The organism is Trinickia terrae, from assembly GCF_005144415.1.
In the GTDB taxonomy this organism is placed as follows: Bacteria; Pseudomonadota; Gammaproteobacteria; order Burkholderiales; family Burkholderiaceae; genus Trinickia_A; species Trinickia_A terrae.
This window is the reverse complement of the sequence record NZ_SWJE01000004.1, coordinates 111,585-134,303: the sequence shown is the minus strand read 5'-3', so window position 1 is coordinate 134,303 and position 22,719 is coordinate 111,585. Positions and strand designations below refer to the sequence as shown.

Genomic DNA, 22,719 nt, shown 5'->3' with positions numbered 1-22,719 from the left:
GCGCTATTGTCCGGTTACGTCGGTGACGTGTCGGGAGTTCGCATGCTGTCGACCTTCCACGTGTCGATGAGTTGCTTGGCAAGCGTCTGGATCACCGAATCCTCGACGTCGTCGTCGATGAACGACTCGCCCCGGTCTTCCTTGGTGCGAGAGGCCTCGTTGAGCACGTAGCTCTTGCAGCCTCCCGAGGGGAAACGGTTGCGCAGCACCCGGCGCGCGTCGCGCGGCGGCATCGCATCGTAGAGCAAGGAGCGCAAGCGCCGGTCTTCCGGCGTGGTCGAAAGCGCCCACAGCTCCAGGCCGCCGCTGGTGGCGGTATACAACTGCGACAGCTCGGCCGATTTTGTCTTGATCTTCGCAAGGAACGTCACGCCGCCCGCCCGCGGCCCGTTCACGAACTGGCGCAGCGCGGCCACTTCGGTGTCGTTCAATCCGAACACGTCCCGGATCGTGCGGCGCGTTTCCGGCGTGCCCGCATCCATGATCAGCGTCGTCGTCGCGATCTTCGCAAGCTCGCGGAAATCGTCCGGCAGCTGGCTCGCGAGCACGAGCTCGAGCAACCATTTGCGCGATTCGCGTCCGAAAATCAGGAACGACTCGCGCAGGTTCGCGTTGTCGCCCGTCTTGTGATATTCGTCGACGAAAAGACGCTTCTTGTCTTCGGCCAGGTTGTCGATGCGCTTGGAGTGGTAGGCCAGATACCTCGGCACCATCTTCATCGGCTCGGCTTCCAGGTCCTCCTTGATCAGGGAGATCTTTCGCGTGAAGGCATTGAGCGCGACCATGTACATCAGCGCGGCCTTCTTCTTCGCGTCCGGCGCATCGCCCCCCGGCACGACATCCTGAAGATCCAGGGCCATGACGCGCGACTCGCCCACGTCGAAGCGCGTGAAGTCCCGGAAGATCGGGTAGTCGCCGATCGCGGCCGTGATCATGAGCTTGAACTCTTCCACCACGTTGGCCGTGCCTTCGTTGGCGCCCTCCCACTCCTTCGCAAACGACGGGTCGCTCGCTTCCTTCAACAGATGCGCCAGCGTAGGCATTGCATATCGCTGAGCGACCGATGCCTCGTAGTACATCCCGCGGTCGGCAAACGCATCGGCCATGTCCCACCAGCGCGTAGCCTGGTTGAACTCGATGCCCACCTGCTCGACCCGCCCCGCCAGCCACGGGTTCACGCGGTGCGCGTAGCGCGTCGGCTCGCCGCGATCACCCAGGTCCGAGAGCTTGGCGAACGCGCGATCCAGCACGCGGCCCGCGAATTCGTTCATGTAGGTGTGCGCCCTTCCGCGCTCCGCCGGCGTGGCGAGCAGCACGAGGAAGTTCTTCATGAGCTCGCGCTGGCGCGGCAGCGGGAAGCGCAACCCCAGTTCCGTATCGAACTGGTTGATCGAGTAGTCCTCGCGGTTCTGCAGGCGGACATACATCGCCAAGTGCTTCATGTTTTCCGGCAAGCTGTCCTTGATCAGCGAAATGAAGCCCTGCGACGAAACGCCGATGTCGATCACGCCGACGTACGGCAAGCGCTTCAGGCCGGCCATCATGCACATTTCGAAGTTCAGCCGGTTCGAGAAGACGGATTTGCCGGAGCCTGGGCCGCCGAACACCAGCGTGATCCAGGTGTTCTGCTCGTCCGAGAACGATTCGAACGGAAGCGGCTTGCCGTCGAGCGAGCGCAACAGCAGCGTGCAGCGCTTGAACGGACTCGACGGGCGAGTCATCGGCAGCATTCTCGTCACTTCGCGAAGCGGCGGCGCCGATTCGGGCGCAACGGCGCGCAGCGTGAGCGCGGGCGCGGTGGAGATCAACGCCTCCGCCGGGTCGCCATGCTCGGCCTCGATGGTCGAGCGCCCCCAGCCGATCAACGCGGCGCTCATCTTCCGCCGGCGCGCCATCAGCATCGCCTCATCGGGATAGTCGGCCCACGTGACCATCGTGATCTGCAGCTTGGCGATCACCCCGTTCTCGTCCTGCTGATAGGCGGTCAGCGCATTCACCGCAGCGCGCATGTTGCGGTTGTCCGCCGACAAGGCCCCGAGCAGCGTCGAGAAGAACTTGCGCATACCAATGCTGGAGAGACCATCCCCTTCGATCGTATAGCTGATGGACCACGGCACGCGCCGCTTGACGCCCTTGCCGTCCTCCACGACCGCCTGGTTCATCGCCTTGAACAGATCGTTGAACGGAGAAGGCTTGGCAGGCGGCAGCTTCATCAGCACCGGCGCAAACAGGCGGTCGCCGATCCGGACGGCAGCCGTATCCGTCACGCCCCCGATCCCCTTGGAATTGCCGTTGTGGCCGGGCGAATGGAAAACCTGATCGTCGATGCGCGGGTACGTCAACTCGCTGGCGTCGCGCATCTTCCTGTTGTTCTTCCAGCGGGCAATCACGGGGTCTCCCGCGAGCACAGGCCGCCAGGACAGCGGCGTCTCGCGATGGAGGTAGCGCTTCGCCTCGAAGATGATGTCCCTTGCCGGGATCAGCGTGACCGCGCACTTCAGCGCGTCGAGCTCCTGGAGGACCTTCTGCACGAAGGCGTCGTGCTGATCGACCAGGAATCGATTCGGGCGCAACAGATTCTGCGCGCGCTCGAACGTGGGGATCACGTGCTTCTTCGACAAACTGGCGGCCTCGCTGCGCGAAATCTCGATCTCCGTGACGTCGAGCAACGAGGGACGCGACCACAGCACGAAAAAGCATCTTTCGTCCATGCAGTACGACGAGTGGATCTGCACCTTCTCGTCGAGCACATCGCGCACGTCCAGCTTCAACGTGTCGGCCGATTCGTAATGCGACGCAAGCATCGAGCGAATCGTGTCGGTCGCGTCCTCATCCCGGATAAACACGACCTGCAGCTGATGCCCGCGCTTCGCAAAGTACTGCTCGACGCGCGAGGCGAACTCGGAGGTCAGATACTCGAAATCCCCTCGGCCAAGCAACGAGCGGAAGCCGTCGTGCCGAACGACTGTCGCCACGGATCCATCCCTCGCGATCAGCGAATCGCTTGCCGTCGTCTCCAGATCGCAGTAGTCGTTGATGTTGAAATGGAGCACCTGCATGAGTCGCGCAAGCACCTGTTCGCTAAGATCCAGCAGCCCTTTCATCATGATCCGTACCTTCAGGGTTCCAGTTTCCGGCCCGCCCCGCCGGGCGCTTTTGCCTTGCGGGCGACGTTGCAAAACACGTCATCGAATAGCACTACACCGTAGGGCATGGGCCCCTCCCGTTCACGCGACAAGGCGCTGCTCGGCATCCGCGACCCGCTGCCAGCAGGACAGGATGATGTCGGCCAACCGCGCGGGCGGCACGAGCGACGGCCAGCCGGCAATCGGCATGGTCCTGGCCTGCTCGTCGCGCCAATGTTCCAGGCATTTCTCGAAGCGAACCGCGCGCGGCAAGAGACGAAGCCCGCCCAGCAAGTCACGGCGCCTCGCATACGTCGCTTCGTCGAGCGACATCAGGACGTTCGCGAACAACATCGGGGAATAGTGGGACAACTTCGGCTTCATGCCCTCGGGCAAGAGCCCGCTTTCCTTGAGATAGGCTTCCATCCGGAACAATACGGTCCCGCGCCGGTTTTCGAGGTCGCCCCGCAGCTTCACGGCGCGATCGCGAATTCGCCGGAACAGGTCGGTCTCGACGACTGCCGGATCGGTCGTGGACTCGATCGTCCAGATCAGCAGCGAGATCTGGTTGATTTCCGCCTGCGTCAGCTCGGGCGCGTAGATGATGAACCCGCCATCGCGCATCCCGGAGAGCCCGACATGAAAGACCTGGTGGCAGAGCGGGCACGCGCCGAACAGGTTCTCCCGCTGGTTGTTGCGATGATCGTCATCGCCGTGATGGACCTCCTGATAGCGGCCGGAGGCGAATCCGCAGAACTCGCATCGGCCGGCACAGGCGTCCAGGACCACACGGCGCAGACGCTGGAATGCCTTGTCTGCGTCTTCCCCCGCGTGATCGCTCATCCGCCAGACCGAGCGTCTGGCAGACATCACGAGATCGGGCGCCATCCGCTTCTGTACCATCCGCGAGGACCTCCGCCGTGCTTACGACGACGACACGCTGACCGTGTTGCGCAGCAGGCCGACGATCAGGGCCACCGACGTCAGGCAGGCGCCGACGATGAGCCCCGCCACGGCGGTCTTCGGCGATTCCCGCTGATCCTTCTGAGCCTTGTAGATGCCGAACATGCCGAAGATGATCATGAACACCCCGATCGCCGCAGCGACGACGATGCCGAAAGTAACGGCCGCCTGGGCAACGGTTTGCCCCCTCGTCATCAGCGCCGTGATGTCGTTCGAGCCTGCGCCGGTGGAGCCCGACAGATTGTTCAGCTGCAGCGTGCTTTGCGCGCGGGCCTGCACCGACAGCGTCGCGACGGCGATCGTCGCAATCAGCTTGTCCATATGGGTATAGAGTCGTTTCACTTATTTTTCTCCTACGTGTGGTGGTTAAAACACGAGCATGTCGACGACGTTGACACCGGTGATGTCAGCCTCGATGTTCAGGAACTGCTGCATGTAGACGAGGATCACGCCCGAGACGATGAACACGATCGGCGGCTTCCATCCGCCCTGCGAGCGGCCCGACGTGTGTGCGTCCAGCAGCATCCATCCGTGTCCGAACGAGATGTAGCCGACCAGTGAAAAGCAGGCGAAAACCGCCTGCACCGCCGCCTGCTGGGTAGCGGACAGGCCGGCGGCCTGATAGCCCATTGCGCCGGTGGCGACTTGCGAGCCGAAGACCGTGTTGCCCACGATCCCGACACCCCACGCGCCCATGGTCAGGATGCTGCCGATCAGAAGCCGCCAGACAAGGCCGCCATTGGTACGGTGCTGATAGCCGCCCTGCGCGTAGGTCCCGTGCGCCTGGATGTAATAGAGGCCCCTGATCGCGCTGACCATCATCAGCACGCCGATGAGCGCGAATAGCGACGTGATGAACTGAGAGATCGCCGGATACGCACCGGCGATACTCATGATCGTGGTCATGGCGCCTGTTGATGAGCTCGATGTGCTGTCCATGAAAGTCCTCGTCGGGAACGCCTGGTGCGCGATGGGTTACTGATCGGACGAGCTCGGCTGATTGTCCGAATTCGACGGCGCCGAATCGGGCGGCAGGCCGATGTACTTGCCGCCGCTCAGCCACACGCGGCGATTCTTCGCGTCGACCTGGATCACCTTGCGGCCATCGTCGAGTTTGTCGCCCGGCGCCAGCGTGAGCGATGCATTCACGTCGCCGCTGCCTTTGCGCGCAACGAATGCGCGGTTGTCGATCATGCCGGTCAAGACGTACCCGCTGTCCTGATCATTCGCCGCGGCGCCCGTCTTTGCCGCCTTTGCGCCCTTGGCCTTGTGCGCCTCGTGCGCACGGCGCTTCTCCGGCTTTGCCGGCGCCGGCGCAGCCGCGTCGCCCGAAGCCTCTGCCTGCGCTTGCGCGCCATTGCCGTTGCCCGCGCTCATCTGATTCAACCGATTGGTCAGCTCGGCCACCTGACGACGCAGCTCCGCGATCTGTTGTTGGCTGCCGTCCGACATCGCGGCCGCCAATTTCGGCGCTGCCGTCGGCTCCGGGCCGATCGGCTGCCCGCCCGCAGCATCGGACCAGGCCGCGCCACGCTTGCGATGGACGGCGGCAGCAGGAGCCGGTTGTGCAGCCATCGACTGCGCCTCAGCCGGTTGCGCGGGCGTCGGCTGAACCGCGGCGGGCTGCGCCTGTATCGGCTGCTGGCCGGGCGCAACGATCATCGGTTGAACATTTGCGCCAGGCGCAACCGCCTGCCCTTGCTGCACGGCAGCCGACGGATCGGCAGCCGGCGGCGCCGCGGGAAACACGCCGGGCTGCCCTTGCGGGGACTGCGCATTCTGCGGGGGCGCCATCGGAGGTTGCGCCGGCGCCCACGACTGCTGCATGCCTTGCGCGCCGGGTGGCACGCCCGGCGGCAACGGCGGAACAGCCTGTGCAGCGGGAGCCGCCATCTGCGGCTGCGGAATGGCCTGCATCTGTTCCTGGGCCGGCGACGCCCGCTTCAACGTCAGGACGAATGCCCCGCCGAGCAGAACGATGAAAGTACCGAAGCCGATCGCGAACAGCTTCAGCGGAAACGGCTTGGGCGGCGCTTTTCCCGGCGCCTTTGCCGGCCCCTGGCCGCCCGTGTCCGCCGCCTCGCCAAGCTGGCCTTCGAGCGCATCGAGATCCTGCTCGAAAGCGAAAGGATTCTGATCAATTGTTCCGCTCACGTTCGCATCACCTATTGAAAAGTGAACCCATTATATCCATCGGAAACAAAAAAAACACTTTTTTTACTCCATCACATCGCTAAAAAGAACCACCCCGATATCCTTGTTCGGCCACACCTTGATGGTCGTCTTCAACGCATCCGATTTCTTTTGGAAGAGCTCGCCCACGGCAGTGCCGACACCGCCCAGGGCGCCGCCGACAATCTGGAACGCGTCCGGCTTCAGCGTTGCGTAGGTCGAAGTGCTCACGGCGCCGACCGATTGCGTCGTCTGCTGCGCCTGCTGCTGGTTGGCGATCTGCCCGATGCCCTTGAGCAGGCCCGCGAGCGCGAGCTCGCTGAACTTCACGAAGCCGTGGCTACTCACGTCGTCCGCGACGTTTTCTTCCATGGTGCCGACATCGACTGCGACGGCATTGACTTCCAGCGTATTGCGCCCAGGCAGCTTCAGCTTATCGAACGTCACGGTAAAGCCCGGCTCCGCTACCCCTTCTGTCGAGGCCTCGGCCCTCCCGATGAAGGTCGCGCCATCGGCCGCACCGCCAAAACACTTCGCCATGGCATCCCGGCGCGGCAAATCGCTATTCATGCCGAAATAGATCTTGCAGTAGAACGCATCCCCGGCACCGAATCCCGGAACAGCATGCTTCACTGCCGTAGCCGCCGAACCTGCCGCTGAGGCTGCGGCACTCGGAACGCCCGCTTGCATGGGCGTTTGAGCCGCTGCACCGCGTGCCGATCCAGTGCTTTGCTGCGCATCGTCCACCGGGTAATACGCGATCTGATACGGCGCAGCCCTGTGCTGCTGCGTCGGATCCTGCCCGCGCGCAACGGAGATGATCTGCGGCGTCACCTCGCTTGCCCCGATCGCCGCGCTGACTGTGCGATACCCGAGCGTCGTTGCGATCTGAGCGTCCGTTACCCCCGCACGCGCAGGCCGGCCCGGCGCAACCGGCACTGCATCGGCAGGCTGTGAAGCCGGCGCCATCGCATCCTCGCCAACGGGCGCAAGAGCCTGGGCGTTGCTCGCAACCAGCAGGGGCGGCGCCATGTAAGCCTTGCCTTGGGCAGCCGCCTGCGACGCCTCCACGGCGTTTTGCGCCGCACGCGCACGGGCCTCGGCCGCGTTCCCCGCGACCGGGTCGCCATCTCGCCCCGTCACACCGAGCATCGCATCCGCAGGCGCCGCGCGCTGATCGAGCGCCTTCGGGGAAAAAAGGTTGTAAAGGCCGAATGCGACCATGCTGACCATCGCAAGGGCCACCGCAATGATCGCGACACGCCCCGCCCCCGTGCCGAACACGGCGCGTATGTTGTTCGCCTTGAGCTCGCGGGTTTGATCGTTGTCGCGCCTTTGCTTGTCCGGATCGAATTGAGTGTTCTGATCTGCCATGATGCATCCGCTATTGAGTGGCCGCCCCGGATTCAGTTGCCCGTCACGACCAGCGTGGTCGGCGAGCCGTTCACGCTCGCGAGCAACGTCGGAACAGCCGAGGTGTACTTGTAGACCTCGATTCCCTCCGCACTGCCGACGTGATCAGTGAATGCCGGGGACAAGATCGATACGCGCGTCCGGACATAGAGCGCATCGTTGTAGATCCACGCTTCCGCCAGCCCTCCGGACACCTTCATCTGCCGCGCGCCGCCCGGCGGCACGCCGTACAGGAAATCGCTCATGTGAGCGTCGAATCCCGGCAGCGTCTGCATCACCATCATTTCCGGCCGAGCCGAAGGGCTGCGGCCCTGCACGTGGAAATCCACCTGCATGTCGTTCTCGTTGCTCTTGTCGAGCCCCGTCTTGAGCACCAGCACGATCGGACTCGCCATGCTCTGCAGACGCACCACGACGTTGCCGTATCCGTACTGCATCAGCGACTGGAGGTTCAGCACGTTGGTCGGCGCTCCGGGCCCCGAGCTCGGCGTCGCGCCATTGGCCCCGCCCGCCACCTGAGCGGACGCGCCTTGACCGTTACCGCATGAACGGCCGTCGTCGAACATCTGACAGTTCAACGCGATCGATTCGATGTTCCATGGATTGCCCGCCATATCCGTGAAAACCAGCGCCGTCACAGTGCCTTGCCAGAGACGAATCGCTTCCGGTTGCTTGCGCGTATCCGGCGCGTAGACAACGGTTCGATGAATCGGCGTGGGCATGACGTTGCCCGGGTACGGAGAAACCGCTGCGCGGCGCGCACGCGAAGTCGTCGAGCGAATCGACTCGATTTCGGCCGGATCGATGACCTTCGCATCGCTATCCTGGACGAGCCTGCGAACCACGCTCCGCGTAACGGGAATCGGCGGCGTGACATCATCGAGCGAGCCGTCTCCGCCGCCGTCATTCGCCGGTTGATTCGCCGCCTGCGCATACCGGGACGCCGCGCGTGATGCCGCCTGCGGCTGGGCGCCCTGCGGCCGTGCAATTTGCGGTTGCGGCTGAACCGGCGCGGGCGCATAGACCCCACCGCCGCCGGCGCTCTGCGCAAAAACCATGACCGGCGCGAGCGCCACCATCAAAACGGAAAGATGTTTTCTCAACGGAGCGCTCCTAGTTCAGTGCCTGGCGCAGCACGATGTTGTCGACTGCGAGTCCGCGCGGATTGGAGGGCGACAGCGGCACCTGCATGACCGTCACATTGGCAAGGCGCTTTTCCTGGAATTGCTCGTGACCCGAGGTGTAGTAGACATAGACAGGCACGGACACCTCCCACGCCCACGCTCCCTTGTAGGGTCCCGAGCGGGCGACGACCGGGGGCTGGTTCGGGTTGCTTATCGATGTCACGATGAACCGCTTCTGGATCACATCCTGCAATTCCTGTGAATTCGAGCGGAGCTGAACGAACGCATCCGCGAAACCATTGCTGAAATATTCGTTCGCCGCCTGCTGCGTCCGCATGCGGTAATCGAGGTAGTTGTACGTGTACATCGAAATGACGGCCTGCTCTGCGAAATTCAGCGCCTGGGCCTCGCTGATGTACGGCTTGTCGAGCGTCGGCACCTTGCAGACAGTCGCGGCATTGGCCGTCGCCAGCACCCTGTCCTGCGGGAAATGAACGAAGACGAGGTAGAGCAGGAACACGATCACCAAAGACAGCACCGCGATCACGCTCACGAGAATGTTGGTGAAAGACTTGCGCTCGTCCTTGATCGCCCCTTGCAGTTGCTGATTCTTCGCAACGAGATCGATCATCTGCTCTTTCGAAGGAGCGGCTCCCGGTTGCGGGTGACTCATCGATTGCCCCTCGACAAAAAGTGAAATTCGCACGAGTGCGACGAGCCGTCGGATGCATAGATACGGCTGAACGTCGTTCCGTACGTGAGACAGAGCAGAAGACCTGCCATCAGCGCCAGCTGGAGGAGGATGACGCCGCTGAGGACGTGATTGGTTCGCCGCAGGATGCCCGCGAACACGCGAACGAATCGAGGCGTGCTGACCGTGGGCGGATTTCCCCAGGTCGTGGTGCGGCGCGCGCGCAGCTTCATGGAACGGGCGTCAGCCAAGATGCACCACCGGCGCGTCAGGATCGCGACGAGACATCTTGAAGCGGCGCTCGAAGAAAGGCTCGAGCGTCTGCACGCGCAGCACGGCTTGCGGGCACTGACTGGCTCGCGAGCCCCTCTCTCCCCTTTCCTCGGCGACAACCATGGATGATCCTCCAGAATTTCCCAGGCATTCTCATGTCAAGAGATAACTTCGTCAACAAAATATTTCAAAATAAAAGTTGTTTTTGATTCCACCTCTGATATGTTCCACACCCAGGATCTCCATGAACCAGCACATGGCACACGAATCGTGGCCGCACCGCAATCTCGATGCCCTGCCGGGGCTATGGCATCAAGCCAGGAAGCCTAGACGCCCGGCCTCGAACTCAATCATATTGAAATATTTTTTTGAATCATAAAAGATGCAAAAGTATCTTTTTATTCATCATTTGACACAAATATAACTTATTTGTACCCTACTCAATGAAATCGTTAGGTGCCGCGTACGGGTTCGTCGCCTAGGTCGAGCCCCTAACCCCAAGAGCGGCGCAGACAGCGCCGCGTCGCTGGATATGTAATCGACAAACAGGAGCCTGCTCATGCCTCAGTTCCAGACATCGCAACAATTCCTGGCTCAGGGCCTCATCCCCCGGCTTGACGCCTGCTTTCGCCGCATCGAGACGAGCGGCACGCTCGTCCGGTCGCATGCGACGGTGTATGCCGCATTTCTGTCCGATCTCATGGAGAACAGAATCGATGCCTCGAATCCGTCGGTAGGCGACATGCTTGGGATGGTCGGAGAGTTCTGCGACCTGGTCGAACTCGAATACGCGTCAACCCACTGATGGAGCAAACGATGAGCGCATTGCAAACAAAATCCTCGCACCTCTTCGAGCGCTTCGCGGAAAAACTCGGCAAGATTCATCTCGACTCGTCGGTCGCCATCCCCGCAGCCATTGGAGTGGCCGCACTCCTTGCGCCTGAAATCGTTGCCCCCCTCGCAGGTGCCGTTGAAATTGCCGAAGGCGTTGGCGCGGTTTCAGAAATTGCTGAAGGCCTTGCCGCGACCAAGGGAGCGCGTGCCTTGGCGCACGGCATTCCGGCCATCGGCAAAGGGCTGCGGAGCGGGCTGGGGAAGAAGATCCTGGACTTCGTGGCCGACACCAAACCAGGCCTCAACTTGACCACGATAAACACGGCTGCGAATCTCGTCGGCTCGACCATCGAGTCACTGGCTCACGGATTCCACAGCGTGAAGTCCGCACTCAACGACACGCTCCATGCGATTCGCAAACACGGGCGATCACAGGAGCCCGAAAACCGCGAACCGGCTCAGGACGGCCGTTCTGCACAGGCGAGCAAACGTGAGCACGCTCCAGTCGACGGCGAATCGCAGCGCCATCCGTCACGCACTCCCAGCGAACCCGCCGCATCGCGAGCCGGCACCGCGGAAATGATCGCGCGCTTGGCTCTGGCACACCGCATCAACGCAACGGTTATCGTGATCGAGAACAACGAGGTTCGCGAGGTGAACACGCGCTCCGGCGACCGCCCCATTTGCAAGATGGACTCGGTGTACTGGACCATGCTGGAACAGGAGACGCGTACGCTGCACCAGTTCGCGGACAAACACCAGCTGGATGCCGACGCGCTTTATGTGCGTGATGGCGCCGTGCATGAAAAGAACCCGCACGCCTCCGAGGACCGGATGGTGTGCCAGGTCAAATCGGAGGAGTGGACCGAGGTCCGCCGCGAGATGATTGTGCAAGCCATGGAGATCCTCTCTCATGCGGATCGCGCGCCATCCGTAACGCCCGCGGCTCTGCCGCATAACGACGATATCGCATGCGCCCTGGCGACGCTGGGCGAAGACGTGACCGTCACGCGCATCGACGAAGTCCGCGCGCAGATGTCGGCTATACGCCTGACCCAGCCGAATCAGACGCCCGTCGACCTGATTGCGGAAGTGGATGCGGCCCGGCGCGCGGCAGATCAGCCTCAAGCTGCGGATCGCACGGAACGGCCGTATGCGCATCGCGACATTGATTTGGCCGCGGTTGACGATTCGTTTGCACCATCCGCTTGAGTCGCTCCCGGAACCCGCTCGATTTACGACGGGTTCTATCCTGTCCCGCTGGAGCTCAATTCAGCCGATGAAGCGCGTCACTCGGGAGCCGGGCCGTCGAACGACGGCTTGGCCGCGTAGCGCTGACGCACGCGCTCGCGCGCTTCCTCGAAAAGCTCTTCGCGGGCAACGTCATGCAGCGGCGCGACGTACTCGGCCATGCCGGGCAGCGGGATGTGCCGGACCGCGCCCTCGATGCCTGCGGCAATCCCTTCTGCCGCGTCGGGCGGCACGACGTCCCGCTCGACGCCCACCGTCAGTTCGCGACGCACGGACTTGAGCAAGTCGACATACTCCCGCTCGATCGGCAGCAGGCCATCATGTGCTGCGCCCTGGCGCGTCAAATACGCGTCCGAAGCAAGCGCGGCGAGCCGGTTTTTCACCTGCAGCGCAGATTCGCTGATACCGCCAACGCCTTCGAAGCGCAGCGTCGCGACGGGCTCACGCACCTGCCGGAAAAAAGCCATCGCCTGCTCTTCGTTGCCGAAGGCCTTCACCATCTGCGAGAGCCCCACGCTCAAGGACTTCCGGCGACGCTCGGGATCGAGTTGAAATAGCTCTCTCGCCACCTGGTCGGCCGGGATCGCCTTGGCATGCGAAATCGCCGCAGCCACGGACTCGAACGGCACGTGCGCGTACCTGTCCTTGGTGAGCTCCGCGCCAAACGCCGCAGCCGAAAGTGCCACGATCTTCGCTGCCTGCTGGTTGCCGGAATTCGATGTCGAGAAGTACATGGTGCTGACTTGTTTGCTATTGGATGAGGTCCCGCCGGTTCTTCGCGGCCTCGCTACGACCGCCGCACTGCGTCGTTATCCATTTCGGGATGCGACAGGCGTGCAAGCGTGAGCGCTGCGCGCTGGCCGATCGCAGCGCCGAACGCGGCATGCTCGGCCTGACGCGGGCCCGAGGCATTCGCCATCTCCGCAAGCACGTCCTTCGGAGCATGGATGTTGCCGGCGATCGCCTCCAGTTCACGCGCACCGAACACCGCGTCACGAGTACGCACGATCTTGCGCATGACGCTGTGATCTCGCACGCCTGCAAGCGCGGCCAGGCGCAGCGCAGGGTCACGGCTCGTATCGGCGAGCATGTCGCAGATTTTAACGTATGGCGTGTCAGGCCCATTGGACTGCAGGGACTTGCGCACCGCGTTACGCGTAACCGCGTAATGGGTGATCGAGTCCTCGCTGTTGTTCAGCAGGCGCGTCATCACTTCCGGCCCGATAGCCGGGTTGTCGCCCAGATTGCGCTGCAGGCGCACATCCTGACCGAGCACAGAATCATCGAGGACGGCCAGTTGCGTGCGCGTTTCGATATGCGGGTTCTTCGCGATCTCCCGAATGACGTTCGGATGGTTGATGAACATGCTCGCAAGGTAGTGCAGTTGATGCGGATTCTCGCTGTGCTTGGCCATCGAAAGCGCATCGCGGAACGACTGGCGCGCTTCCCTGCCGTGCGCATTGCGCACGCCGGCCTCGAGCCGATCGATGGCCGCCTCGGCGTCTTCGCGCGCCGTTGCAGTGGCGATGTTGCGCAAATGCGTACCGTTCATGCCGAGCGTGCGATCGCCGTACAGACTGTTTTCCCGGACGATCTCGCCCATGCGGGCGAACGCGATGAACGGCGCCGGTTGCGGAGAAAATTCGTCTGCCTGGAGAGAGAGCTTCATGGCTTACACCTCCTCGATACGTGACACCATCACGAGATCAGTTTCTTCGACGCCCAACTGCTGCAGCGCTTGCGCACGGTCGCGGGAATCGAACACAAAGTAATGCAGGCCATCGCCGCCATGGTGATACCAGGCTCCCTGCTCACCCGCGCCTGCGCGAGCTTGACTCAGCGCGGCGGTCACCAGGCCGGCGAGCGCGCCGATCCAGTCAGCGCCCGCCGGCTCCCGATCCCAGGTCGATGCGAGGCTCGGCGCATCCGCGGGCGCGCGCTGCGCCGGCTGGGAGTGATCGGGCGCAACGATGAGGTCGACACCCGGTAGCAGATCGGTGACAAGAAGCGGCTGCCCGGCCGTCGAAGCAGCAGCATCGATCGCGGTCAGCATGGCCGTGACGCGCGAGGCGACGATCGGGCCAAACGCCTGCGGCCCGAACTCGGGCGAGACATTCGCGAGTTGCTCGACAACGTGCTGGGCAGCGGAAGAGCGCTCGGCAAATTGCATAGGTCCCTCACATGGTTGAGTCAGGGTTCACTACCCTGTCAGCGCCGATTTGCCCTCAGACGAACAAATCTCGATATAACTACAAATTTTCACACTTTATTGTAAAATACCACGTATTCATGATTCAAATTAAATTATTTTTTTGAACTCAATCTTGAGGCTGGGGTTGATATGACGAATCCGTTCATTCCATCTGGAAGTGATGCGGCGATGGTGCTGCTGTGGAAGATATTCGGGAACGTCGTGAACACCATGACGAGCAGTCCGGTCAACGCCGGCGGAGCACAGGTGACGGACGCATCGAACATGCTGGCCGCCGCCTTCCGCTACTTCGATTCGGGGGTGCTGCTGTTTGGCTCGCTCATCCTGACGGCCGTGACCATCTTCGGCGTGTCGAACTCAGCCAGCGACGGCGAAGTGCTCGGCAAGACCTGGAACACCTTCTACACCCCGGTCCGAACGGTTGCCGCCGCCGGCTCGCTGATCCCAGCCGCGAGCGGGTATGCACCCGTGCAGATCATCCTGCTTTACGTCGTGGCATGGTCGGTCGGCTTCGCGTCGAATCTGTGGACGAACGTCGTCAGCTCCGTGGTTGCAACCGACGTCACCCAAAGCGCACTGAACAGCGTGGCCGACGATACCAACTTCAGCAATGCGGTCTCCCAGGCAATTCGCATGGAAGTCTGCGCAGGGGCCATGAACAAGGCGTTCAATTCCCTGGGGCTGACAAATCAAGCCGGGCAGCCCCTCAGCTTGTCCTTTCAGACGAAACCCATCAATGGAACGTGGGTCGGGACACAGACTGCAGAGACCATCATCTATTTCGCGGATCCCTATGCTCCCGGGAGCGACAAGCTGTGCGGCTCGATAACGCTGGACGATGAACAACCCGTCTTCAAGGATGCCGCCAACGCTGCCGCGAGCAATGGATTGCAAGGGTTGGCAACCGCGGCTGTGAAGGATATCTCGACCAACCAGACGTTGCAGACCTTGCGTAGTGATCTGGCGTCGGCTCGCCTCGATTTTTACAAGAACATGTTTTCGCCGGACAGCTCGAGCCCGGTGCCTTCGGAAGCAAACGCGATCATGCAAGCCGTCGACAGCGCCCCCCCGGTTAGTGCCCAGGCCATGGCCGCCGATATTGCGAACTACAAGAGCCAGTTGGAAAACACCATCCAGACTGCTGTGCGCAACGATATCTCCAAGCAAAGCACGGATGCGCTTGCCACGGCGCTGACAAGCCAGGGCTGGACCATGGCGGGCTCGTACTGGAACAACCTTGCCCAAATCAAAGACTTCGTCAAATCCGCATCGGAATCCACGCTGACCACCACTGAACCCGACGAAGCCGGCATTCGCAGCATGTTCAGCAACGGCGACATGTACAACGCCGTCTCATCGATAGTCATCCCGTATGAAGTTGCGGCAGCCGAAGCAACCAAGCAGGCCCTCGCACTGCCTGCGGCCGCAGGAACGGCTAACGCCTCCCCTGCGTCCCCCTCTCTTCAAAGCAATTTCACCCTCAATGATTTCACCGCAGGCGGAACAGACGTCAAGCAAACCGTTGCGCAGATCTACAACAAGATCCCGACATGGCTGGTTGGAAAAGTGGTTAACGCCATCGGCCAGCAGGACGACGCGGTCATGCACGTCAAAGATATCGGCGACTCCATTACGTCCGTCGTCGACGATATCCTCCAGTGGAAAGCCGATACCACTGCCGTTTTGGCCGGCATAGGAAAAGAGGCTGACGCTGTCTCCAATGAAAGCGTTTTGGGAACCAACGTCAGTGCCGCTACCGGGATCGTGTCGGGAATCGTAAAGGGCATCTCGACGTTTATCGATGAGCGGTTCGACATCGTCAAGCCGGCACTTTACACGCTCATGTATCTCGGCAATTGGATGAGCATCTGGTTGCCGATGGTGCCCTTCTACATATTCGCGCTCGGCGTGATCGGGTGGCTCCTGTTCGTCGTCGAGATGATGGCGGCCGGTATGCTCTGGGCCGCTGCACACACAACGCCTGCGCGCGACAACAGCTTCATCGGCGGACAGATGCAGGGTTACATGCTGGTCATGTCCGGCTTCTTCCGGCCCGCGCTCATGATCATTGGCCTCGTCGCGAGCAACGCAATCCTGGGTCCCGCAATCGACTTCATCAATGCCGCCTTCCTTGCCAAATTCGAATCTGTGGCGCAAGGCTCCGAGTTGATGACGACATCGATCGCGGCGTACATGCTCGGCTACGGGACGGTTTTGACGAGCACGTTCATGATGGCGTTCGGATTGCCTCAAACGCTTCCGGACCGCATCTTGCGGTGGGTCGGCGCGGGCATCGGCGACCTCGGCGAGCAAGGCGCCAGGGGCCGCATCGAAAACACAGCCAGCTCGCAGGCGCAACAGGCGATGTCCCGCGCAATGGACAGCGCCAACAAGTCTCCATCGGGCAAGGATTCCTCCAATCCTGGGGCTAGTGGGCAGAGCGATACCGGAAGCAAGCGCCATGAAGAAATGCTGGAGGCGCAGAGCGTCAGCCGTTACGCGCAGACGATGACGGATACAGGCGAGGGAGCAGATATCTCGTCTCGAAGCGAGCGGCAGGGGACCGAGGCCAAGCAGCAGCGCGATATCGAAGAGAAACGCCATGGCGAAATCCTGGAGGCGCTGGGCGGCCGCCATCAGGCGCAGGCGATGACCGATACCGGAATGGGGGCAGCTATCTCGCCTCAAAAAGACTGACCGGCTCCCGGCGCGCAGGTGAGCAACGCTTGGCGCTCAGGCTTGGCATCACGAAGCCGAGTTAGGTCGGTTGCTCGACCGTCTGACCAGCCAACACGATGGCCTGATGAATTCCGGCCGTCTGCTGCGGCACCTTCGAGCGCTTATCCGCAAGCGCCGACAGTACCGCGTGATCGTTGAAGCGAAACCGGCACAGGAGCGTCGCCGATGTCGACAGACGAAGAATCTGTGCCATCGTCAGTTTCGCAACGACATCGGCCACCTCCACCGAGAACCCCAGGCGGTACATGCCCGCCTCCTTGTCGTCGCGCAGCATGCGCTGTGCGAGCATCAAGTAGGACAGGTTCAATTCCTTCACTTCATCGTGCAATTCAGACGACGCGAGACCCATCACCCTCTCCGGCAAACATTGCATTCATCCGTTTTTGCTTGGATTCGTCAGTCTCCCGGGCGCGGAGGCCTCGGCATCCACAGATCGTTTTCGCCCGTCTCATAGTTCTGCCGCGTGGCGGACTGCTGCCCGCGCAGGTAATCGAAGTCCGGTTGCACCACTGTCGCCTCTTCGCGCCGTCTCAGTGCGACTTCCACTGCAATCTCGCGCAAGCCCTCGTCCACGCCTGGCGCCGAGAAAAAAAGAGCGTTGCGCGCGTCGTTCGGCAAACGATTCGACAGCGAGACCGTCGCATCGGCGACGGCCGACAACGCCGGGATACCCTGATGCACTTCCTCATGCACACGCTCTTGCGGCATGCGCGCGACAAGCTCGTCGCCAAACGGAAAGAGATCTATTTGATCAGTTGGAATGTCCGGCTTCCCGGGGGTTTTCTGCATCATCGTCAGGCTCCGTCAGCAAAGATCGCGGGAGTGGATTGCGAAACGCTCACGCGCCGGGACAGCGCTCGGCAAAACGGCCAGATCCTCGATGACGGGCATCCCCCGGATGAGTCTCGGGTGCAGACATTGATGCGCCAAGAGTGTCCATAGCGCCTTTAAAGCGTGGCAATAGTTTATCAAAACGGTTAGCATTTGTCTAAAATCATGGTACTTTCCACCAAATGGAAAACAAACAAAACTTTGTTTTTGAATCCAATCGGCTTATCGCGTGCGTTGACTTCCTGAAGTGGACATCGACTCTGGGCGACGCGGGTATCCGCGCCATCGAGACGCCGATGCGCGGAGTGCAGATTTCGCCTGCCCACACGGATCTCTTCGGCTTCGCACGCGACGATCTGGGCCTCATGCTCGCAATGGATGCGCGCGAGGCGCCGTGGCTCGAGCACCTGCCGATCGCAGCGGCGTTGCACGGCTACGACGATCGCTCCAGCCTGCTGCTGATGACGGAAGGCCTGACGGTGATGGATACCCTCATCCCCCAGATCGCGATCGAAATTCATGTGCCGCTCGCGCGCTGCGGCGACCTCGCGCGTGAGACGCTGCTCGGTTTCTGTCTTGTTCGCCAAGGCAAGCCCGTCCGCGTCGGCCGCATCGTGCCGCTGCACATCCCCGAAACCTGGCAGCAGCGGCGGGCCAGCATGGCCAATCGGCCGTCGTCCGCCAGCCGTTTCTTCGCCGGGGCATAGTAAAGAAATTTTGGGGCGATATCCCTGAAATTCTGGGTATATCCAGAATTTTGCCCCTTATCTCGAATGACAATGCTGGCCGAAAACAATCGGCCAGCATGCACAGTCAAAACCTCGCCTTCGGCAAGGCGCTTCGCTCGTTACGCAAAGCTCGAAAAGCGACCCAGCGGGATCTGGCCGTCCGCGCTCGCCTCGACCGCTCGTACATTTCCTCATTGGAACTCGGCGAGGCTTCGCCGACCCTGGACACGCTGCTCGCACTCAGCCGGGCGCTTGGGATATCACTGACGGAATTTGCGGCCGCAATCGAACGAGAACTCGACTCCACGCAATCGCATCCCCAACCCAGTGAATCCTGACTTGTTTCCGGCCTCCGGGGCCGCGCAAGCCGCCGGCGGCGCCCTGTCTTCCGCCCCCCCGCCACCATCCCCTCCCCGACCGCTAGAACCACGCACACGCGATGACGATGTTCCGGGCGCACCCGTGCTGCCCACATCGACGATCAAGGAAGCGTTAAAGACCTACACAGAGCGGATCTCGGCGCATAAGCGCGGCGCCAAGCAGGAGAGGTATCGAGCTCGCCCTATTTGGCGGTCGTTCCTGGGCAAGCTGAAGATCAGCGAAATCACCACCGTGGACGTCGCGAACTATCGCGACATGCGCCTCGCCACGATTGCGCCGCACACGAAGCGGCTGGTATCGCCCAATACGGTTCGCCTGGAACTGGCGATGCTCAGCGATCTGCTCAACATCGCGATCATCGAATGGGGAGCCTGCAAGGACAATCCCGTCTTGCGCGTGCGCAAGCCGAAGCTGCCGCCCGGCCGCGACCGTCGCTTGACGTGGGGTGAAGAGCGGCGCGTGCTGCGCGCGGCGTCGGCGCACCGGAACCAGGATATCTATTCGATCATCGTGCTTGCCCTGGAAACCGCGATGCGGCAGGGCGAGATCCTTGGCCTCGAATGGGAACACATCGACCTGCGGACCCGGGTCGCGCATCTGCCGATCACCAAGAACGGTTCGAAGCGCGATGTTCCGCTCAGCCTGCGCGCCGTCGACGCGCTCACGCGCCTCGGGGTCGGCACGCGGGGCAAGGTTTTCAAATACACGTCGGACGGCTTCAAATCGGCGTGGCGCAACCTCGTTGGAAGGTGCGGCATCGAGAACCTTCACTTCCATGATCTGCGGCACGAGGCTGTGTCTCGTCTATTCGAGCTCGGCACGCTCGACATGATGGAAGTTGCAACCATCAGCGGACACAAGTCGATGCAGATGCTGCGTCGATATACGCACCTCAAGGCCAGCAATCTCGTTGAAAAGCTCGACGGGAAGAAGACGCTGAACAAAGGCAAGCGCGTCATCGTCCAGGCGGTCGTGCCCTACCCCGCCTCGGTGTCGGCCAGCGACACCGGCATTACGCTGCAGTTTCTGGATTTTCGGCATCTGCAGGTCTCCGGTCGGGATGTCGAGGAAGTCTCGCTGCGCGCAAAGGACCTGCTCTTGCGCGAGCTCGTCAACCTCGTGCGAACGTCAGCCAAGGCGCCAGCGCCGACTCCGCCGCTTGAATACGAAGACAGTTCGCATGTGCTGGTGATAGATCCGCTGTGATGGGTACCGTTTTGCCAAAGCGACGCTATAGCTTCAGCTGGCAGGCGGCACGCTGCTACGGCACAAATGCATGCGCATACAGCTTCCACCGTTCCCTTCATTTGCAGTCGTAGCCGTTCGACTCGATGCACCGGTGTGGGGGGACTTATCTCCCGTCCGTCATCGCCACTGCATTCGCAGTGAATGAGCCAGGCACGCCGCGAATCCACCGCCATTCGATGGCAATCGTGCTCATCGATCCAGCCGATACTCAAACACCGGAATGGCACGCAGGCCTAGCAATCGGCAACGGCTATCAACGAAGCGCTACCGCGCGAGGATAGTGTCCAGCTCGTGTGGGTGCTTCTCCATGTATTTGGGGAATAGCAGCGAGCTGCCGGAGGCGCTTAAGTGATGGTAGTCGTCGAACCGGTATATCGGGCGGCCGTCGAAATCAAGCGTGCAGGTGGTTTCCGTGCATGGGACGTCATAAGTGTGCATGATGTCGATTTGCGGAAATCGTGTCTTTATACGATCCAACATCGCTTGTATGGGCGCATGCTGCTCTCGAGCGATTCGCGCGTCAAACTCACAGGCCTGTCGACGAACTGGAAAATACAGGTTGTTGTTGAAGTCACAGTTGACCAGATTCACCGGGATCATCGGAACATCGTCCATCAACACGACATGCTTTCCGGCGCCTGTCAGCTTCGCAATTGTGTTTCCAAGCTCGTTTTCAAGCTGGAGTGGAAGGAAGCCGTGCAGATTCGGGCTTAGCGCGGAGTCGCCAGACAGGTTTTGGTAGTTCTGCCATGCCGCGGCCATGAATACCGTGCGGATGTCCGGCTGCGTCATCACAAAGGCCATCACGGCTTTGTTGTGCTGGACGCATTTCAGGTGATCCTCGAGCAATGTCATGTCGCCTGGTTTAGGCGGTTCATTCTCGATCGGCGGGCAAAGCGTGAATCCTACATCGTGGATCGCCATATGCTTTGCCTTGCCCAACTCGTCAAAGAAATAGATGAGGTGGTAGGCGTGAGAATCGCCCCACAGTATTGCCTTATCCTTGGAGCCCGGCGCTCCCAACGTGCAGCTTGCTTCGTCTGTTACGTCAACCTTCGACCAGCATTTCTTGCCGCGAGGCATGTCAAACAGCGCGTCCCCCGACCAGCGAAAATCGTTTCGGACCTTCTCCGGATAAGCAAACAAAAAACCGTCCGTAACTTTCCCTGCGGCAGCTATCGCTCCTGACGCCAGTATTGGCACCGCGACGAACGCGACCAACGCGCGTCTTACAGGCATAACCGCACGACGTGCAGCACCTTCGACGTAGAGGTAAGTCATCGTCGCCAATAGAACCGATACACCAATACCCACAACGTATCCGTCCACAGACGCAAGGTCGAGCCTGCGCAGCGCAAAATACACCGGCCAGTGCCACAGGTAAAGCGGGTAGGAGATCCGGCCTACGAATACCGTCGCCCTATTCGAAAGCAACACGTGGGCGAACGTCGCGCGGCGTCCGGCAAAAATCAACAGCAGAGCACCACCGCACGGCGCGAGTGCCCCGATACCGGGAAACTGCTGCGTCGTACTGTCGTTTGCGGCCGCAAGGACAATGGCGAGTGCGGCAACAAACAGGAAATCGTACAGCCGCTTTTTGATGGGCGTACGCCGGGATTCATAGAGCGCGAGCAAAGCACCAACAAGGAATTCGAATGCGCGGTTTTGAGCGAAATAGTACGCGCCGACCACGTCACGGTGAGCCTCGGCAACCGCATATCCGAACGATATCGCCGCAAGAATGAACAGGGTCGGCACAAGCCACTTCCGAGCTTTCCGGTACAACCAGTACACGAGAAGCGGCAGTACGACATAAAACTGCTCCTCGACCGATAGCGACCATGTATGCAGCAGTGGTTGATCCCCAGCTGCAGCGTCAAAGTATCCAGTCTGTTTCGACAGGAAGATGTTCGAAGTCATCGTGGCGACCGCCAGGATGTTCTTCGCAAGATGGAACGTGTCGTCCGGAAACGAAAAAAGGATGCTGAACACAAAGGTCGTAGCCAGCACTACGTAAAGCGCCGGAGCCAATCGCTTCGCACGACGCGCATAAAACCCTTTGAACGAAAATGCGCCTCGCTCGAGGTCGCCGAGGATGGAATTCGTTACGACGAACCCGGATATGGTGAAAAAAACATCTACACCAGTAAAGCCTCCGGCAAAGGCGGAAAAACCGGCATGTGCAAGCACGACTGAGAGGACGGCTATCGCGCGTAGTCCGTCGATGTCGGGACGATAGTGAGGAGACAGATGGCGGGGCTGATGTTGGTTCACGCAGGTACTCGCTTCAAATTGCGGCGTAAATCATAGCAGGTTGTGAATGGCCACCTGGGCGGTCCGGTCCGCTGCTGCTCGCTCTCGGGCTTGAGCGACCAAAAGCCGCTCAGGTAAACGCCTCGGGCGAAATGCGTTGGTCTGGGCTGGCATCCGTCCCCCCTCTGGCAAGGCGGATTTCCTACCAACAACTGCTGTCGTAGGCGACTGGGTTGCCATTGACGCATGCTGCTGACCGGAAACCACACAATATGGCAGGGCGTTTCAAGGTCGCCTTGCCAATTGCGGTATTTGACAAGCGCCGGGGCAAGTAATTGTCTGCTCAAAAGCATGCGTACTGAATTCCAGCGCCGCCCCCTTTGGAATTGTGCAGAAAAAAATACCGATTGTTCGGGCCACCGTCCGAGACAATAGACACTTCCCACAAGCCGACTGCGTTGTTTTGAGAGTTGTCAAAGCC

Annotated in this window: 22 protein-coding genes; 6 read left to right on the top strand and 16 right to left on the bottom strand. The window is 61.2% G+C overall.

What is annotated here, in order from left to right; all coding sequences use genetic code 11:
- Nucleotides 1-14 precede the first annotated feature (14 nt).
- The 10 genes from FAZ69_RS08410 to FAZ69_RS33215 all read right to left on the bottom strand — a co-directional run bounded on the left by FAZ69_RS08410 (nucleotide 15) and on the right by FAZ69_RS33215 (nucleotide 9,884).
- Nucleotides 15-3,107 (bottom strand): putative type IV secretion/conjugal transfer ATPase, encoded by a 3,093-nt coding sequence (locus FAZ69_RS08410; RefSeq protein ID WP_136893490.1) that lies wholly within the window; start codon nucleotides 3,105-3,107, stop codon nucleotides 15-17.
- Nucleotides 3,108-3,227: 120 nt separating this feature from the next.
- Entirely contained in the window at nucleotides 3,228-3,995 is a 768-nt protein-coding gene (locus tag FAZ69_RS08405) for an HNH endonuclease (RefSeq protein WP_240702150.1), read from the bottom strand.
- 54 nt (nucleotides 3,996-4,049) lie between these two features.
- Nucleotides 4,050-4,430, bottom strand: coding sequence for a hypothetical protein (locus FAZ69_RS08400; RefSeq protein WP_136893488.1), 381 nt, complete (start codon nucleotides 4,428-4,430; stop codon nucleotides 4,050-4,052).
- Between the two features lie 24 nt (nucleotides 4,431-4,454).
- The gene (locus tag FAZ69_RS08395; RefSeq protein ID WP_136893487.1) at nucleotides 4,455-4,994 is read right to left on the bottom strand and encodes a hypothetical protein; all 540 of its coding nucleotides are present in this window, start codon (nucleotides 4,992-4,994) and stop codon (nucleotides 4,455-4,457) included.
- Nucleotides 4,995-5,063: 69 nt separating this feature from the next.
- Entirely contained in the window at nucleotides 5,064-6,242 is a 1,179-nt protein-coding gene (locus FAZ69_RS08390; RefSeq protein ID WP_136893486.1) for a hypothetical protein, read from the bottom strand.
- 63 nt (nucleotides 6,243-6,305) lie between these two features.
- Entirely contained in the window at nucleotides 6,306-7,634 is a 1,329-nt protein-coding gene (locus FAZ69_RS08385) for a TrbI/VirB10 family protein (RefSeq protein WP_136893485.1), read from the bottom strand.
- Nucleotides 7,635-7,666: 32 nt separating this feature from the next.
- The gene (locus FAZ69_RS08380) at nucleotides 7,667-8,776 is read right to left on the bottom strand and encodes a DotH/IcmK family type IV secretion protein (protein ID WP_136893484.1); all 1,110 of its coding nucleotides are present in this window, start codon (nucleotides 8,774-8,776) and stop codon (nucleotides 7,667-7,669) included.
- A 10-nt stretch (nucleotides 8,777-8,786) separates the two neighbouring features.
- Complete coding sequence (locus FAZ69_RS08375; RefSeq protein ID WP_136893483.1) at nucleotides 8,787-9,470, bottom strand: DotI/IcmL family type IV secretion protein; 684 nt, start codon at nucleotides 9,468-9,470, stop codon at nucleotides 8,787-8,789.
- Nucleotides 9,467-9,739 carry a hypothetical protein gene (locus FAZ69_RS08370; RefSeq protein ID WP_136893482.1) on the bottom strand — a complete coding sequence of 91 codons (273 nt, stop codon included), beginning with the start codon at nucleotides 9,737-9,739 and terminating at the stop codon, nucleotides 9,467-9,469. The genes FAZ69_RS08375 and FAZ69_RS08370 overlap by 4 nt, the downstream gene beginning before the upstream one ends.
- Nucleotides 9,732-9,884: a hypothetical protein gene (locus FAZ69_RS33215; RefSeq protein WP_169708594.1), complete on the bottom strand. Its 153-nt coding sequence runs from the start codon at nucleotides 9,882-9,884 to the stop codon at nucleotides 9,732-9,734. The genes FAZ69_RS08370 and FAZ69_RS33215 overlap by 8 nt, the downstream gene beginning before the upstream one ends.
- Nucleotides 9,885-10,320: 436 nt before the next feature.
- On the opposite strand from FAZ69_RS33215, the gene FAZ69_RS08365 reads away from it, so the two are divergent.
- Both FAZ69_RS08365 and FAZ69_RS08360 read left to right on the top strand, forming a co-directional pair.
- Entirely contained in the window at nucleotides 10,321-10,566 is a 246-nt protein-coding gene (locus FAZ69_RS08365; protein ID WP_136893481.1) for a hypothetical protein, read from the top strand.
- Nucleotides 10,567-10,577: 11 nt separating this feature from the next.
- Nucleotides 10,578-11,807 carry a hypothetical protein gene (locus tag FAZ69_RS08360; RefSeq protein WP_136893480.1) on the top strand — a complete coding sequence of 410 codons (1,230 nt, stop codon included), beginning with the start codon at nucleotides 10,578-10,580 and terminating at the stop codon, nucleotides 11,805-11,807.
- Between the two features lie 77 nt (nucleotides 11,808-11,884).
- Here FAZ69_RS08360 and FAZ69_RS08355 read toward each other — a convergent pair whose 3' ends face one another.
- From FAZ69_RS08355 to FAZ69_RS08345, 3 genes are read right to left on the bottom strand one after another with little or no spacing between them, the layout of a single operon-like run.
- Nucleotides 11,885-12,580: a hypothetical protein gene (locus FAZ69_RS08355; protein WP_136893479.1), complete on the bottom strand. Its 696-nt coding sequence runs from the start codon at nucleotides 12,578-12,580 to the stop codon at nucleotides 11,885-11,887.
- A 53-nt stretch (nucleotides 12,581-12,633) separates the two neighbouring features.
- Nucleotides 12,634-13,515: a hypothetical protein gene (locus FAZ69_RS08350; RefSeq protein WP_136893478.1), complete on the bottom strand. Its 882-nt coding sequence runs from the start codon at nucleotides 13,513-13,515 to the stop codon at nucleotides 12,634-12,636.
- A gap of 3 nt (nucleotides 13,516-13,518) precedes the next feature.
- Nucleotides 13,519-14,016 carry a hypothetical protein gene (locus FAZ69_RS08345; RefSeq protein WP_136893477.1) on the bottom strand — a complete coding sequence of 166 codons (498 nt, stop codon included), beginning with the start codon at nucleotides 14,014-14,016 and terminating at the stop codon, nucleotides 13,519-13,521.
- Between the two features lie 171 nt (nucleotides 14,017-14,187).
- Here FAZ69_RS08345 and FAZ69_RS08340 point away from each other — a divergent pair, with 171 nt between their 5' ends.
- Nucleotides 14,188-16,755, top strand: a complete 2,568-nt coding sequence (locus tag FAZ69_RS08340; protein ID WP_136893476.1) for a DotA/TraY family protein — start codon at nucleotides 14,188-14,190, stop codon at nucleotides 16,753-16,755.
- Nucleotides 16,756-16,816: 61 nt separating this feature from the next.
- Here FAZ69_RS08340 and flhD read toward each other — a convergent pair whose 3' ends face one another.
- Together flhD and FAZ69_RS08330 are read right to left on the bottom strand one after the other, a co-directional pair.
- A complete protein-coding gene (gene flhD / locus FAZ69_RS08335; RefSeq protein ID WP_136893475.1) occupies nucleotides 16,817-17,146 on the bottom strand; it encodes a flagellar transcriptional regulator FlhD in 330 nt (109 codons plus the stop codon).
- A 47-nt stretch (nucleotides 17,147-17,193) separates the two neighbouring features.
- The gene (locus tag FAZ69_RS08330; RefSeq protein WP_240702149.1) at nucleotides 17,194-17,589 is read right to left on the bottom strand and encodes a hypothetical protein; all 396 of its coding nucleotides are present in this window, start codon (nucleotides 17,587-17,589) and stop codon (nucleotides 17,194-17,196) included.
- Between the two features lie 221 nt (nucleotides 17,590-17,810).
- Between FAZ69_RS08330 and FAZ69_RS08325 the strand changes: the two genes are divergently transcribed.
- The 3 genes from FAZ69_RS08325 to FAZ69_RS08315 all read left to right on the top strand — a co-directional run bounded on the left by FAZ69_RS08325 (nucleotide 17,811) and on the right by FAZ69_RS08315 (nucleotide 19,943).
- The gene (locus tag FAZ69_RS08325) at nucleotides 17,811-18,335 is read left to right on the top strand and encodes a hypothetical protein (RefSeq protein ID WP_136893474.1); all 525 of its coding nucleotides are present in this window, start codon (nucleotides 17,811-17,813) and stop codon (nucleotides 18,333-18,335) included.
- A 98-nt stretch (nucleotides 18,336-18,433) separates the two neighbouring features.
- Nucleotides 18,434-18,694, top strand: coding sequence for a helix-turn-helix domain-containing protein (locus FAZ69_RS08320; RefSeq protein ID WP_136893473.1), 261 nt, complete (start codon nucleotides 18,434-18,436; stop codon nucleotides 18,692-18,694).
- A 1-nt stretch (nucleotide 18,695) separates the two neighbouring features.
- Entirely contained in the window at nucleotides 18,696-19,943 is a 1,248-nt protein-coding gene (locus tag FAZ69_RS08315) for a site-specific integrase (RefSeq protein ID WP_240702148.1), read from the top strand.
- 306 nt (nucleotides 19,944-20,249) lie between these two features.
- Here the strand turns inward: FAZ69_RS08315 and FAZ69_RS08310 are convergent, their stop codons facing one another.
- Nucleotides 20,250-22,259, bottom strand: coding sequence for an acyltransferase family protein (locus FAZ69_RS08310; RefSeq protein WP_136893472.1), 2,010 nt, complete (start codon nucleotides 22,257-22,259; stop codon nucleotides 20,250-20,252).
- Between the last annotated feature and the right edge of the window lie 460 nt (nucleotides 22,260-22,719).